This window comes from Streptomyces sp. NPDC001843, assembly GCF_042891955.1.
GTDB lineage: Bacteria > Actinomycetota > Actinomycetes > Streptomycetales > Streptomycetaceae > Streptomyces.
The window spans coordinates 213,222-227,917 of sequence record NZ_JBIATQ010000003.1 but is presented as its reverse complement, the minus strand read 5'-3'; the positions used below and the strand labels follow the sequence as shown (position 1 = coordinate 227,917).

Genomic DNA, 14,696 nt, shown 5'->3' with positions numbered 1-14,696 from the left:
CCACGCCCCTCCTGCCGCCTACCTTTTGCACGTGACCGAGACGACGCACACGCAGACGACACCGCCTGGCGCGGGCGCCAGGCGGCGCAGCATGGAATATCGGCTGGCCGCGGGCGCCCTGCGGGGGCTGCGACAGGACCTGTTCCAGGACGCCTTCGCCTACCGCCCGCTGCCCACCATGAACGTCGACGGTCCGATCACCAGCCTGTTCTCACCGCGCACGCGCCAGTACGCCCTGTACGCCCGGCACGGCATGGTGGCCGCCGCTGCCGTGCTCTCGATGCTGGTCGCCTGGTCGAGCGACAGCCGTGGCGGCCTGCCGGCCCTGCTGAGCGGCCTGGTCGTCGCCGCCCCGGTCCTGCTCACGCTGATCCGCCCGGTCGGCGCCTTCTGGCTGTCCTTCGTCGCGACGACGGTCGTCACCCTGCTGAGCAGGAGCTACTCGCCGATCGACTGGCCGTGGCTGCCCGGCGCCGCCGTGTCCCACCTGGCGGTGCTCACGATCGTCGCGATACGCACCCGCCCGCGCACGGCGGCCTGGATGTGGGCGATCACCGGAGCCTACGGTCTCGTCGTCGAGTACCTCATGGACCGGGGCGACTACGGCGTCAACACCGCCCCCGTGCTGATCATCGCCGGCATGATCCTGCTGGCCGTCACCGTCTGGCACATACGCCGCGACGCCCGGCATGAGGTGACCGCCCAGCAGACCGCGACCGAGCAGGAGCGCTCCCGCCGCACCCTGCTGGAGGAGCGCACCACCATCGCCCGCGAGCTGCACGACGTGGTCGCCCACCACATGTCGGTGGTCGCCATCCAGGCGGAGGCCGCGCCCTACCGGGTGCAGAACCCGCCGCCCGAGCTGGAGCGGGCCTTCGCCACCATCCGGGAGAACGCGGTGGCGGCGCTGACCGAGCTGCGCCGCGTCCTCGGTGTCGTCCGCGCGGAGGACTACGAGGCCCCGGACGCCCCGCAGCCCACGCTCGCCGACCTCGACGCACTGCTCGCCAACGTGCGGGAGGCGGGCCTCGACGTCGAGAAGGTGGTCACCGGGGCCGTGCGCGAACTGCCGCAGGGCGTCGAGCTGTCGGCGTACCGGATCGTCCAGGAGGCCCTGAGCAACACCCTCCGGCACGCTCCCGGAGCGAGCGCCCGCGTGGAGGTCGGGTACGTTCTCGGCGGGCTCGGCCTGCGGATAGTGAACGGCCCGCCGCCCGCGCCGTCCCTGGTGAAGCCGTCCCCCGGGGCCGGCCACGGCATCACGGGGATGCGGGAACGCGTCACCATGCTGAACGGCGAGATGACGGCGGGCCGTGCGGACGACGGCGGCTACGAGGTGACGGTGTTCCTGCCCGTCACCACGACGATCGAAGGGAACGAATGAGCATCCGGGTACTGATCGCGGACGACCAGATGATGGTGCGCGAGGGCTTCTCCGTGCTCCTGGGCGCCATGCCGGACATCGAGGTCGTCGGCGAGGCGGTCAACGGCCGCGAGGCGGTGGACCGCGTGCGCGAACTGGCCCCGGACGTCGTCCTGATGGACATCCGCATGCCCGAGCTGAACGGCATAGAGGCCACCCGCGAGATAGTGGCGGCGGACGGCGCGGCGAAGGTCCTGGTGCTGACCACGTTCGACCTCGACGAGTACGTGTACCAGGCCCTGCGTGCGGGAGCCTCCGGTTTCCTCCTGAAGGACGCCTCGGCCCGCCAACTGGCGGACGGGGTAAGGGTGGTGGCGTCCGGCGAGGCCCTCCTGGCGCCCTCGGTGACCAGGCGGCTGATCACGGAGTTCTCCCGGCTGGCCGACTCCCCGCGGCTGTCCGTGACGGCGCAGGCGGCCTACGGGGACCTGACGGAACGCGAGACGGAGGTACTGGTCCTCATCGCCCAGGGCCTGTCCAACGCGGAGATCGCCGGGCACCTGGTGGTGGCCGAGTCCACGATCAAGACCCACGTGAGCCGGATCCTGGTGAAGCTGGGGCTGAGGGACCGGACCCAGGCGGCGGTGTTCGCCTACGAAGCGCGCTTGGTCACACCGGGCTGAGAGCGGGGCGGACCGCCGACACCCCTGGTCAGCGGCCCCGGTGCCGGGCTAGCGTCCGTTCATGGCAGCTGCTGACGACCTCGCGTTCGATCCCTGGGACCAGACGTTCGTGTCCGACCCGTACCCGGCCTACGCCGAGCTGCGGGAGCGGGGGCGGGTGATCCACTACGAGCCCACCGACCAGTGGCTGGTCCCGCACCACGCGGACGTCTCGGCGCTGCTGCGGGACCGCCGGCTCGGGCGGACGTACCAGCACCGGTTCACCCACGAGGACTTCGGCCGCACCGCGCCCCCGCCGGAGCACGAGCCGTTCCACGTCCTGAACGACCACGGCATGCTCGACCTGGAGCCGCCGGACCACACCCGGATCCGGCGTCTGGTGTCCAAGGCGTTCACGCCGCGCACCGTGGAGGCGCTGCGGCCGTACGTCCAGAACCTGGCGAACGACCTGGTGGCCGCCCTGGTGGAGGCGGGCGGCGGCGACCTGCTGACGGACGTGGCCGAACCGCTGCCCGTCGCGGTGATCGCCGAGATGCTGGGCATCCCGGAGTCCGACCGGGCGCAACTACGGCCCTGGTCGGCCGACATCTGCGGGATGTACGAGCTGAACCCGCCGGAGGAGACGGCGGCGAAGGCGGTGCGCGCCTCGGTCGAGTTCTCCGACTACCTCCGGGAGCTGATCGCCGAGCGCCGTGAGCGGCCGGGCGACGACCTCGTCTCCGGCCTGATCGCCGCGCACGACGAGGGCGACCGGCTGACCGAGCAGGAGATGATCTCCACGGCCGTCCTGCTCCTCAACGCCGGCCACGAGGCCACGGTCAACGCCACCGTGAACGGCTGGTGGGCCCTGTTCCGCAACCCGGACCAGCTCGCCGCCCTGCGAGCGGACCACTCCCTGATCCCGTCCGCCATCGAGGAGCTGATGCGCTACGACACCCCGCTCCAGCTCTTCGAACGCTGGGTCCTGGACGAGGTGGAGATCGACGGCACGGTGATCCCGAGGGGCGCCGAGATCGCCATGCTCTTCGGTTCCGCCAACCACGACCCGGCGGTCTTCGCCGCCCCGCAGCGGCTGGACCTGACGCGGAAGGACAACCCCCACATCTCCTTCAGCGCGGGCATCCACTACTGCATCGGCGCACCCCTGGCCCGCATCGAACTCGCCGCCTCGATGACGGCCCTGCTGGAGAAGGCCCCGACCCTGACCCTGGCGGCCGAGCCGAAGCGGAAGCCGAACTTCGTGATCCGGGGGCTGGAAGGGCTGAGCGTGAAGATCGGGTAATCAATCGGCTACGCTGTGTGCTGGCTGGCTCGTATCCGTGGGAGGGCGCATCATGACGTTGATGACAGAGCATCCGACGATAAGCGGCGGCGGACCCGACAGCTTCGAGGAACTGCTGGACATCCTCGATGAGCTGAACCTGCGCGACGGCTTCAAGGCCGAGATCTACAGGGGGAACATCCTCGTGTCGCCGTGGTCGAAGGGGTACTACCACCGGGTGATGGAGCAGGTCTGCGAGCAGCTCAGGCCCCACCTCCCCTCGGATCACAGCCTCACCACCGGCCCGTTCCTCTTCGTCTTTCCAGGCGACGAGTGCGCCTATGCGCCAGACATCCATGTGGCGCACAAGCGGGTATTCGAGACGGATAGCAACCGTTTGGACGGCGAAGGCCTGTCCTTCGTCGCTGAACTGACCTCCCCTTCCACCCGGAACGACGACCTGACGGACAAGGTCACGGTCTATGGAAGGGCTGGAGTCCCTGTCTACCTGCTCCTCGATATGCAGGAGGAGCAGGCGACCGTCTTCTGGACGCCCTCGGCCAAGGGGTATGTCTCGCACTGCACCAAGCCGTTCGGCGAGAAGCTCCACATCCCCGAGCCCTTCGACTGCACGCTCGACACAACCGGCTTTGAAGCCCCCCGCTCAAGCTGAAGGCACCGTAAGCCCCCAAGCCCCCTCCACCACCCGCCACGTCCGTCTCCGTACCGGCCCCGACACCCCCGCGTCGGCGCGGTAGCGGAAGTCGGCCCCGGTGACCGTCACCGTCCTCCCCGAGGCCAGCAGCGGTGACGCCTCCGCCCCCACGGACAGCGGGCGCACCTCCACGTCGGCCACGCCGGAGGCGCCCGGCGTGACCGAGACCGCCTCCACGGGCTGGTCGAGGCCGACGACCGTCTCCCCGTCGACCTCCACCCGCAGCCGGGACGGCCCGGGGGCCGGAGCGGCGGGGGCGGGGCGGGGTGCGAGGGCGCGTACCAGCGACCGGCACCGCGTGCGCAGCCCCGGGCGCCCGGGAGCGGACGCCGCCGGCTCCACCGCCTCGGCCTCCCGCAAGGGGACCGGTGGAATCCGCAGCGCGCCCAGCACCACCCCGTCGCTCTCGTCGACCAGCAGGTCCATGCGCCGCTCCACCCCGTCCAGCACCGCCCGCGCCCCGGCGACGGCACCCGTCGGCAGGCCCAGCGTCTCGGCCAGGGCCAGGGAGCCGCCCACCGGGACCATGGACAGCACACATCCGGCCAGCTCCCGCTGCCGGTGCAGCAGGGTCACCGCCCGGACCAGCGCCCGGTCGTCGCCCACGACCACCGGCCGCCGCGAGCCCCGCCGGGTCAGCGCCCGGGCGAATTCCTCGGGATCGTCCGGCAGGCACACCTTCGTGGCCGCACCCGCGCTGAGCACGTCCTTCGCGATCCGCACGGCCTCCCCGTCCGTCCGCCGGGCGAGGGGATCGATGATCACCAGCAGCTGATCGGACCTCGCGGAAGTCGCCACCTCGGTCCTGCCTCGCTTCCTCGGGTAGCATCTTTGTGCAAGAGCCCCTTGCGCTATTGCGCCAGGGGCTTCGTCTATTCCGGGGCATCCGGTCCGACGGTTGTGCGGCCAACGGCGGTCGCGGTGGTACGCGGCGGTGAGCCTACGCGTACGCCCCTGACCTTGGACATGCCCCGCCCGGAAGGGGTGTACGCGCGTGCCCGCACTTGTGCTGCTCGGTGCTCAGTGGGGTGACGAAGGCAAGGGAAAGGCGACCGACCTGCTCGGTGGCTCGGTGGACTATGTCGTTCGCTACCAGGGCGGCAACAACGCCGGCCACACGGTGGTCGTCGGCGACCAGAAGTACGCACTCCACCTGCTCCCTTCCGGAATCCTCTCGCCCGGTTGTACGCCGGTCATCGGTAACGGCGTCGTCGTCGACCCGTCGGTCCTGCTCTCCGAGCTGAGCGGTCTGAACGAGCGCGGCGTCGACACGTCGAAGCTCCTCATCAGCGGAAACGCGCACATCATCACGCCGTACAACGTCACCGTGGACAAGGTGACGGAGCGCTTCCTCGGAAAGCGCAAGATCGGCACGACCGGGCGCGGAATCGGACCGACGTACGCGGACAAGATCAACCGTGTCGGCATCCGGGTGCAGGACCTGTACGACGAGTCGATCCTGACCCAGAAGGTCGAGGCGGCCCTCGACGTCAAGAACCAGGTCCTCACCAAGCTCTACAACCGGCGCGCGATCGCCGTGGACCAGGTGGTCGAGGAGCTGCTGGGCTATGCCGAGAAGCTCGCGCCGTACGTCGCCGACACGGTGCTGGTCCTGAACCAGGCCCTGGAGGAGAACAAGGTCGTGCTCTTCGAGGGCGGCCAGGGCACGCTCCTCGACATCGACCACGGCACGTACCCCTTCGTCACCTCCAGCAACCCGACCGCCGGCGGCGCCTGCACCGGCGCCGGTGTCGGCCCGACGAAGATCAGCCGGGTCATCGGCATCCTGAAGGCGTACACCACCCGCGTCGGCGCCGGCCCCTTCCCGACGGAGCTGTTCGACGAGGACGGCGAGGCGCTGCGCCGCATCGGCGGTGAGCGCGGTGTCACCACGGGCCGTGACCGGCGCTGCGGCTGGTTCGACGCCGTGATCGCCCGCTACGCGACCCGGGTGAACGGCCTGACCGACTTCTTCCTCACCAAGCTGGACGTCCTGACCGGCTGGGAGCAGATCCCGGTCTGCGTGGCGTACGAGATCGACGGCAGGCGGGTGGAGGAGCTGCCGTACTCGCAGACGGACTTCCACCACGCCAAGCCGGTCTACGAGACCCTGCCGGGCTGGTCCGAGGACATCACCAAGGCGAAGTCCTTCTCCGACCTGCCGAAGAACGCCCAGAACTACGTCAAGGCGCTGGAGGAGATGTCCGGCGCCCCGATCTCCGCGATCGGCGTCGGCCCGGGCCGCGACGAGACGATCGAGATCAACTCCTTCCTGTAGGACACGGATCCCTTGGGCCGGTCATGGACATGAGCATCCTTGACCGGCCCTTGGGTTGTTCGTGGTTCCGTGCGGAAGTGGCCGAGGCAAGCATCTACGCGGGTAGTTGCCGTTTCTCTCTCATCTGCTTCCTCTCCAGTTCCAGGAGTCCCGAATGCCCGTCAGTCCCATGAACCGCCGTGAGTTCGTGCAGAAGTCGGCCGTCACCGGTGCGGCGGTCGCCGTCGCGGGTGCGGTCGGCGCCGGTACCGCCGAGGCCGCGGGGCGGGGGCCCGACCGCAAGCCCCGTACCTGGTCCTTCTCCATCCTGGGCACCACCGATCTGCACAGCCACGTCTTCGACTGGGACTACTACAAGGACGCGGCCTACAGCGACAAGGCCGGCAACTCCGTGGGCGTGGCCCGCGTGGCCACCCTCATCAAGCAGCAGCGCGCGGCCAAGGGCGAACACCGCGTCCTCCTCGTCGACGCCGGCGACATCATCCAGGGCACCTCCCTCGCCTACTACTTCGCGCGCGTGGAGCCCATCACCGACGGCGTGAAGCACCCCATGGCCGTCGCCATGAACCACATGCGCTACGACGCCGCCGCGCTCGGCAACCACGAGTTCAACTACGGCATCGACGTGCTGCGGAAGTTCGAGAGCCAGTGCCGCTTCCCGCTGCTCGGCGCGAACGCGCTGGACGCGAAGACCCTGCGCCCGGCGTTCCCCCCGTACACCGTGAAGAAGATCCGCGTGCCCGGCGCCCCCGACATCAAGGTCGGCATCCTCGGTCTGACCAACCCCGGCATCGCGCTGTGGGACAAGGACAACGTCAGCGGGAAGATGGTGTTCCCGGGGCTGGTGGAGCAGGCGAAGAAGTACGTGCCCCGGCTGCGTGCCCTCGGCTGTGACGTCGTCTTCCTCACCGACCACTCCGGGCTCGACGGCTCGTCGTCGTACGGCGACGAACTCCCGTACGTGGAGAACGCCTCGAACCTCGTCGCCGAGCAGGTGCCCGGCATCGACGCGATCCTCGTCGGCCACACCCACGTCGAGGTCCCGTCCTACACCGTGAAGAACGCGGAGACCGGCGAGGACGTCCTGCTCTCCGAGCCGTACTGCTGGGGCTACCGCCTCAGCGTCTTCGACTTCGAACTGGAGCTGCACCACGGCCGGTGGAAGGTCACCCGCAAGACCGCCCAGACCCTCAACCCGAACACCGTGGACGAGGACCCGGAGATCAAGAAGCTCCTGGAGGCCGACCACGAGCTGGTCGTGAAGTACGTCAACACGGCGGTCGGCACCTGTACCGAGGACCTGTCGGCGGCGGAGTCCTGCTGGAAGGACGTGCCCATCATGGACTTCATCCACAAGGTGCAGGCCGACACGGTGAAGGCGGGCCTGTCCACCGCGGACGCGGCGCTCCCGCTGATCTCGGTGGCGGCGCCGTTCAGCCGCACGGCGGACATCCCGCAGGGCAGTGTCACCATCAAGGACATCGCCGGCCTCTACATCTACGACAACACCCTCTACGGCAAGAAACTGACGGGCGCCCAGCTCAAGGACTACCTGGAGTACGCGGCGAAGTACTACCACCAGGTCCCGTCGGGCACGAAGGTCGACACCGCCACCCTCACGAACGCCAACAACTTCTGGGACTACATGTACGACACCGCCGCGGGCGTCGACTACGAGATCGACATCGCGCAGGCGGAGGGTTCGCGGATCAAGAACCTCACGTACCAGGGCAACCCCGTCGCCGACGACCAGGTCTTCGTCGTCGCCGTCAACAACTACCGGGCCAACGGCGGTTCGGGTTACCCGCACATCGCGTCCGCGGAGATCGCCTACAGCTCCACGAACGAGATCCGCCAGCTCATGATCGACTACGTGACGGCGAAGAAGACCCTCGACCCGAAGGACTTCGCGGCCGCCAACTGGAAGCTCACCCAGGACGGCACGCCGGTGTTCTAGACGACCGGACGGTGGGGACGGCGGCTACTTCAGACCGATCGCGGCGCAGTCCGACGCGTACTTCGGGGTGCAGAGCTGCTTGACGGTGTAGACGCCGTCCGCGATCACCGTGTCCTTGATGTTCTTCCTGGTGAGGGAGACCACCGGCACCAGCGCGGCCGGGATCTTCCTGGTGGTCGGGCTGTCCACCGTGTCCTGGGTCAGCGCGTCGAACTGGATGTCGCGGCCCTGGACCTTGTAGACCGCCATCTCCGCCGCGTTGGTGGCCTCCTCCAGGAACGACTTGTACACCGTCATGTACTGCTCTCCGGAAATGACCCGCTGCACCGCGTCCAGGTTCGCGTCCTGCCCGGTCACCGGCGGGATCCTGGTGGCGCCCGCCTCCTTGAGCGCGTCGATCACAGCGCCCGCCATACCGTCGTTGGCCGAGTAGACGGCGGCGATGTTGCTGAGGCCGAGGGCCTGGATCGCCTTCTTCATGTTCGCCTTGGCGACGTCCGGCGACCACTTGTCCGTGTCGTACGCCTTGGCGATCCGGACCTTGTCCTTGAGCTCGCCGAGGGCGCCTTCCTTGAACTTCCCGGTGTTCGGGTCCGCTGGGTCGCCGTTCATCATGACGATCTCGCTGGTCGCCGCCTTGGTGCCGAGGGCTTCGAGGATGGCGCGGCCCTGGACCTCGCCGACGAGTTCGTTGTCGTGCGAGACGTACGCGTCGATCGGGCCCTGGGCGAGCCGGTCGTAGGCGATGACGGGGATGCCGGCGTCCTTCGCCTTCTTGATGTCCGGCGCGACGGCCTTGGAGTCCAGCGCGTCCACCACGATGATGTCGACCTTCTTGGACACCATCTCCCGGAACTGCCGACTCTGTCTGTCCTGGCTCGCCTCGGCGTTGGCGTAGTCGACCTTGCCCTTGCCGTGGGTGAGGGACGCGACCTCCTTCTTGAAGATGGGGTAGTCGAAGGCCTCGAAACGGGCCGTGTCCTTGTCGGGCAGGAGCAGCCCCACCGTCATGTCGTCACCCTTCTTGGGCGTCGCGGCGCTGCCGCCCCCGTCGATGCTGTCGACGGTGCCGCACGCGGCGAGCGTGAGGGCCGAGGCGGAGGCGGTCAGGGTCATGGCGATGCCGCGTACGGGGGGCCTACGGGTGCTGCACACATCGGTGCCTTCCGTGGGGGGAGCATCATGCGTGAACCGATGATGTGCAAGGAAGGAAACTCAGGCAGACCAGGCGACGTCAACACGTAAGGACAACAAGACGTGCACGTCCTGTGCAGGTTGTCACTCACTTTCGTCACCGGATGCCGGTAGCCGCAGGTCAGGCGCGGAACGCGGGAAATCGGGCGATCGACGGACTCGCGTCACGATCGCGCCACGAGTCCGTCAACCACCGGCGAGTAGGCGGAGACTGGTTCAGCTGAAGACGATCATCGAGCCCTGCGCCAGGCTCCGTGTCGCCGCCGCGTGCAGCCCCAGCCAGACGTGCCGCTCCCGCGCGAACGGGCTGGGGTCGTACGGGGCGGCCAGGGCGGGCTCCTCCAGCCCCGTCGGTGCCCGCGGGGGTTCCGGGGCGGCCGGGGGGTTGGCCGGGTCGATGCCGATCGACTGCGCCACCAGCTCCAGTTCCCTGAGCAGCGTCTGGGCGGAGCCCAGCGGGCCGCCGCCGGCCAGCAGCTCGTCGTTGGAGAGCGGGCTCGGGAAGTCCACCGGGACGTACGCGCCCGCGTGGTCGTAGTGCCAGACCAGATGGGACTGCTGGGCCGTCGACTCGAACATCTCCAGCAACTGCTCGTAGTCCCCGCCCAGTTCGTCCACCGGGGTCACCGGCAGCCCGCACACCTGGAGGAGGTAGGCGCGGCGCAGGAAGTGCAGCGCGTCGTAGTCGAAGCCCGCCACCGGCGCGACCTCACCGGACAGGCCCGGCATGTACTGGTACACCGGCACCGGTGGGAGCCCGGCCTCGGCGAGCACCTTGTTGTATTGCGCGAGCTCCTCGGCGAACGGGTTGTCCGGGGTGTGGCACAACACATCGACGAGCGGGACCAGCCACAGGTCACAGGCCAAAGAGGGCTCCTCGCATCAGCACGCGTACAGCATGGCGGTGGACAGGGAAGCGTAGTCGGTGCCGTACCCGGTCAGCTCCCCCCGTGCACGTCCCATACCCACTCATTCGCCGGCGGGCCGGTCGATGAGGCTCAGAGAGTGCGCGTTGTACGCGGCGACGATCCCGCGGGCCGTGGTGGAGTCCCGGCGCGCGAGGGCGTCGACCAGTTCGGTGTGGCCGGACCACAGCCGGCCGCGCAGGTCGGACAGGCGGCGCAGGTGCTGCACAGTGCACACCCAGGACTGCACCCGCAGCCGGTGCAGGAAGTCCGAAAGGTAGGGGTTGCCGAACAGGGCGCTCAGCTCGCGCCAGTAACGCAGGTCGTAGCCGATCAGGACGGTGAGGTCACCGGCCGCGGCGGCACGCCCCGCCTCCTCGCCGCGGCGGCGCACCCCGGCGAGGGCGGACACCCTGCGCGGGTCGTCCGCGTCCGGGAAGCCCTCCTGGCCGGCGGCGAGGGCCTGGAACATGCCGTCGGTGACCAGGCTGCGGGCCTCGATGATGTTCCGGTGGTCGGCCGGCGTGTACTCCGGGACCCGGAAGCCGCGGTGCTGGTCGGCCTCCAGCACCCCCTGCGCGGACAGGTCGACCAGCGCCTCGCGGACCGGGGTCGCGGAGACGCCGTACTGCTCCGCGATCTCCTTCACGGTGAACGCCCGCCCCGGTTGGAGCCGCCCGGCCAGCACCTCGTCACGAAGCGCGTCCGCGATCTGCTGTCGCAGGGTACTGCGGGTCACGGCACCGTTGCCGGGCATGATCGGGCGGCTCTCCTCACGCGTGCGGGTGTGTGTTCGCTCATGTCTACGAGCACGCCACCTTACGCGTTCGAAGCGTTTCCATATCGAGCTGTGATGACGGCGACTTCGTCACCCGGTGTACTCGTCGGCCACGCTCAGCGCGGCGTCCAGCGCCGCCAGCCCCTCCTTCAGCTCCGCCTCGCTCACGTTGCACGGCGGCACCACGTGCGTCCGGTTCATGTTCACGAAGGGCCATATCCCGTGCTGCTTCGCCGCCGCGGCGAACGCCGCCATGGCCGCGTTGTCCTGCCCGGCCGCGTTGTACGGCACCAGCGGCTCCCGGGTCTCCCGGTCGCGGACCAGTTCGAGCGCCCAGAACATGCCGACGCCCCGCACCTCGCCGACGCTCGGGTGCCGCTCGGCCAGCGCCCGCAGCCCCGGCTCCAGCACCGAGGCGCCCAGCGTGGCCGCGTGTTCGACGATGCCCTCCTCGGCCATCACGTTGATCGTGGCGACGGCCGCCGCACAGGCCAGCGGATGCCCGGAGTAGGTCAGACCGCCGGGGTAGGGCCGCCTGGCGAAGGTCTCCGCGATCTTCCCGGAGATCGCGACGCCGCCGAGCGGCACATATCCGGAGTTCACGCCCTTGGCGAAGGTCATCAGATCGGGCACGACACCGAACAGGTCGGCCGCGAACCACTCGCCGGTCCGGCCGAACCCGGCCATGACCTCGTCCAGGACGAAGACGATCCCGTACCTGTCGCACAGCTCACGCACCCCGGCGAGGTAACCGGGCGGCGGGACCATGATCCCGGCCGTGCCCGGGATCGTCTCCAGGATGATCGCCGCGATCGTCCCCGGGCCCTCGAAGGCGATGGTCGTCTCCAGGTGCTCCAGCGCCCGCGCGCACTCCTGCTCCTCGGTCTCGGCGTAGAAGCGGGAGCGGTAGAGGTAGGGCGCCCAGAAGTGGACGACCCCGGCGGAGGCGCTGTCGGAGGCCCAGCGGCGCGGGTCGCCGGTGATGTTCACCGCCTGCTGGGTGCCGCCGTGGTACGACCGGTACGCGGACAGCACCTTCGGGCGGCCGGTGTGCAGCCGGGCCATGCGCACCGCGTGCTCCACCGCGTCGGCGCCGCCGTTGGTGAAGAAGATCTTGTCCAGGTCGCCGGGCGTCCGCTCGGCGATCAGCCGCGCCGCCTCCGAGCGCGCCTCGACGGCGAACGCCGGCGCGAAGGTGGTCATCGTCGCGGCCTGCTCCTGGATCGCGGCGACGACCTTCGGGTGCTGGTAGCCGATGTTGGTGAAGACGAGCCCGCTGGCGAAGTCCAGGTACCGCTTGCCGTCGTAGTCCCAGAAGTACGACCCTTCGGCGCCGGCGACGGCGAGCGGGTCGATGAGCTCCTGAGCGGACCAGGAGTGGAAGACGTGCGCACGGTCCGCGGCCTTGACGGCCGCGCCGGCCTGAGGGTTGGGCTGTGGGGTCATGCGGGCGAGCGTAGATGTCCCGGGCGGGGGACCGGAATCGGCTTCCTGTTCCGTCGGCGGGGGGTTTCCGCGACAGGTTGTCGCACGCGGACCGGCTCGGACCGCGCTCCCGGGGTCACCTGTTACGGAACCGTAGACGCCTTCCGGTGCGGTGCCGATCAGGGCCGCACTATTCTCGCTCTGTTGCACATGCGCAGATTTCGGGCCTATCGGGGGAGGCGGCGCGGCCATGGAGAAGCTGGGGCCGGGGGATCCGCAGAAGATCGGGGCGTATCGGCTGCTGGCGCGGCTGGGCGCGGGCGGCATGGGGCAGGTGTATCTCGCCCGGTCGGACCGGGGCCGTACGGTCGCCGTGAAGCTGGTGCGTGAGGAGCTCGCCGAGCAGGAGGAGTTCCGGGCCCGCTTCCGGCAGGAGGTGCAGGCGGCGCGGCGGGTCGGCGGTCACTGGACGGCGCCGGTACTGGACGCGGACACCGAGGCCGCCGTGCCCTGGGTGGCCACCGGGTACGTGGCCGGGCCCAGCCTGCAGCAGGTCGTCGGCCACGACCACGGGGCGCTGCCCGAGCGGTCGGTGCGGATCCTCGCGGCCGGGCTCGCCCACGCGCTGAAGGACATCCACGCCGCCGGGATCGTCCACCGCGATCTCAAGCCGTCCAACGTGCTGGTCACCATCGACGGTCCGCGGGTCATCGACTTCGGCATCGCGCGGGCGCTGGAGACCCTGGCCGGGGACGGACTCACCCGCACCGGCTCGCTGGTCGGCTCGCCCGGGTTCATGGCGCCCGAGCAGGTGCGCGGCGACCGGATCACGCCCGCCTGCGACGTGTTCTGCCTCGGCTCGGTGCTGGCCTACGCCGCGACCGGAGCGCTGCCCTTCGGAACGGCGGGCACCGGAGCGCACGCCGTGATGTTCCGCATCGCCCAGGAGGAACCCGGCCTCGAGGGCGTCCCCGAGGGCATCGCCGACCTCGTCCGCGACTGCCTGCGCAAGGATCCGGCCGCACGCCCGACGCTGGACGCGATCCTGGAACGCACCGGCGCGGAGGACACGGTCTCCGGGGGCCGTTCCCGGGACCCATGGCTGCCGGGGGCGCTCGTCGCCCAGCTCGGGCGGCACGCGGTGCGGCTGCTGGACACGGAGGACCCGGAGGGGGCGGCCGGGACCGGCCTCGGGGCGGGCCGGGCGCAGCCGCCGGCGCCCGCTGCCGCGCCCGCCGCACCGGACGCCTCCCCGGAACACGCCTCCGCCTCCGACGACGCCTCGGTGCCGCCCCCGCCCGGGGACCCGCGCCCGCAGGGACAGCAGGGCGGCGGCGTGCCGCTGAACCACCTCCCCACGATGGTCGCCGGGCAGACGCCCCCGCCCGGCACACCGCCGGCGCACTCCGCGTACGGCTATCCGCAGCAGCATCCGCAGCCGGTCGCCTACGGCTATCCGCAACAGCCCGGCGCCCAGGCGCCGTACCACCCGTACGCCGGCTACGGCTCGACCCCGCCGTACGGCCCGCCGCCCGTCGGCGTCGGGCCCCAGCCGCCACGGGAGAACCGGCGGTCCACCGCGGTGCTCGTGGTCGTGGCGCTGGTCGTGGCGCTCGCCGCGGGCGGCTCGGTGTACGCCCTGATGAGGGACGGCGGCGGGGACGCCGGCGGGGGCACGGTCAGCCCGTCCCCGACCGCCACGAGCGCGCCCACCACCCCGGAGTCCACCCAGGGGTCCACTCCGGCGACCACGGAGCCGGAGTCCCCGACCCCGTCGGCGGCGGACGGCGCGATCCCGTCCTCCTTCCTGGGCACGTGGTCCTCGTCGATCGACAACGACCTCGGCCACCACACCCGGGAACTCACGCTCAAGCAGGGCGGGGTGGGGGACACGGTCCTCACGCTGGTCGCCGACGGCCCCACCAAGGACGGCGGCACGTACCACTGCGTCTTCGAGGCGGACCTCGCCGAACAGCCGGGTGACGGCGGACCGTTGGAGATCGGCCCGTCCAGCGTCACGGTCGGGGGGCCGAGTCCGACGTGCGAGCCCGGCGACGCCAGTGAGGTCACGCTGCTGCCGGACGGCCGGCTGCGCCGGGACGGCAGCGGGGGCACCCTGACCTACACCAGGGAATGA

At 70.3% G+C, this 14,696-nt stretch carries 12 protein-coding genes; 7 read left to right on the top strand and 5 right to left on the bottom strand.

Features of this window, described 5'->3' with window-relative positions:
* The first annotated feature begins 31 nt into the window (after positions 1-31).
* The 4 genes from ACFYZQ_RS09460 to ACFYZQ_RS09445 all read left to right on the top strand — a co-directional run bounded on the left by ACFYZQ_RS09460 (position 32) and on the right by ACFYZQ_RS09445 (position 3,980).
* Complete coding sequence (locus tag ACFYZQ_RS09460; RefSeq protein ID WP_389143765.1) at positions 32-1,384, top strand: sensor histidine kinase; 1,353 nt, start codon at positions 32-34, stop codon at positions 1,382-1,384.
* Complete coding sequence (locus ACFYZQ_RS09455; protein WP_389143763.1) at positions 1,381-2,046, top strand: response regulator; 666 nt, start codon at positions 1,381-1,383, stop codon at positions 2,044-2,046. The genes ACFYZQ_RS09460 and ACFYZQ_RS09455 overlap by 4 nt, the downstream gene beginning before the upstream one ends.
* A 61-nt stretch (positions 2,047-2,107) precedes the next feature.
* Positions 2,108-3,328: a cytochrome P450 gene (locus ACFYZQ_RS09450; RefSeq protein ID WP_389143760.1), complete on the top strand. Its 1,221-nt coding sequence runs from the start codon at positions 2,108-2,110 to the stop codon at positions 3,326-3,328.
* Positions 3,329-3,380: 52 nt separating this feature from the next.
* The gene (locus tag ACFYZQ_RS09445) at positions 3,381-3,980 is read left to right on the top strand and encodes a Uma2 family endonuclease (protein WP_389143757.1); all 600 of its coding nucleotides are present in this window, start codon (positions 3,381-3,383) and stop codon (positions 3,978-3,980) included.
* Here ACFYZQ_RS09445 and ACFYZQ_RS09440 read toward each other — a convergent pair.
* A complete protein-coding gene (locus ACFYZQ_RS09440; protein ID WP_389143754.1) occupies positions 3,972-4,820 on the bottom strand; it encodes a diacylglycerol kinase in 849 nt (282 codons plus the stop codon). The genes ACFYZQ_RS09445 and ACFYZQ_RS09440 overlap by 9 nt on opposite strands.
* A 196-nt stretch (positions 4,821-5,016) precedes the next feature.
* On the opposite strand from ACFYZQ_RS09440, the gene ACFYZQ_RS09435 reads away from it, so the two are divergent.
* Both ACFYZQ_RS09435 and ACFYZQ_RS09430 read left to right on the top strand, forming a co-directional pair.
* Positions 5,017-6,300, top strand: coding sequence for an adenylosuccinate synthase (locus tag ACFYZQ_RS09435; RefSeq protein WP_389143751.1), 1,284 nt, complete (start codon positions 5,017-5,019; stop codon positions 6,298-6,300).
* A gap of 154 nt (positions 6,301-6,454) precedes the next feature.
* Positions 6,455-8,257: a bifunctional metallophosphatase/5'-nucleotidase gene (locus ACFYZQ_RS09430; RefSeq protein WP_389143749.1), complete on the top strand. Its 1,803-nt coding sequence runs from the start codon at positions 6,455-6,457 to the stop codon at positions 8,255-8,257.
* Between the two features lie 24 nt (positions 8,258-8,281).
* Here the strand turns inward: ACFYZQ_RS09430 and ACFYZQ_RS09425 are convergent, their stop codons facing one another.
* The 4 genes from ACFYZQ_RS09425 to ACFYZQ_RS09410 all read right to left on the bottom strand — a co-directional run bounded on the left by ACFYZQ_RS09425 (position 8,282) and on the right by ACFYZQ_RS09410 (position 12,580).
* Complete coding sequence (locus tag ACFYZQ_RS09425) at positions 8,282-9,373, bottom strand: sugar ABC transporter substrate-binding protein (protein WP_389143746.1); 1,092 nt, start codon at positions 9,371-9,373, stop codon at positions 8,282-8,284.
* 294 nt (positions 9,374-9,667) lie between these two features.
* Entirely contained in the window at positions 9,668-10,318 is a 651-nt protein-coding gene (locus tag ACFYZQ_RS09420; RefSeq protein WP_389143743.1) for a hypothetical protein, read from the bottom strand.
* Between the two features lie 102 nt (positions 10,319-10,420).
* Positions 10,421-11,113 carry a GntR family transcriptional regulator gene (locus ACFYZQ_RS09415; RefSeq protein ID WP_389143740.1) on the bottom strand — a complete coding sequence of 231 codons (693 nt, stop codon included), beginning with the start codon at positions 11,111-11,113 and terminating at the stop codon, positions 10,421-10,423.
* A 111-nt stretch (positions 11,114-11,224) separates the two neighbouring features.
* A complete protein-coding gene (locus ACFYZQ_RS09410) occupies positions 11,225-12,580 on the bottom strand; it encodes an aspartate aminotransferase family protein (RefSeq protein WP_389143737.1) in 1,356 nt (451 codons plus the stop codon).
* Between the two features lie 229 nt (positions 12,581-12,809).
* Here ACFYZQ_RS09410 and ACFYZQ_RS09405 point away from each other — a divergent pair, with 229 nt between their 5' ends.
* Positions 12,810-14,696 carry a serine/threonine-protein kinase gene (locus ACFYZQ_RS09405; protein ID WP_389143734.1) on the top strand — a complete coding sequence of 629 codons (1,887 nt, stop codon included), beginning with the start codon at positions 12,810-12,812 and terminating at the stop codon, positions 14,694-14,696.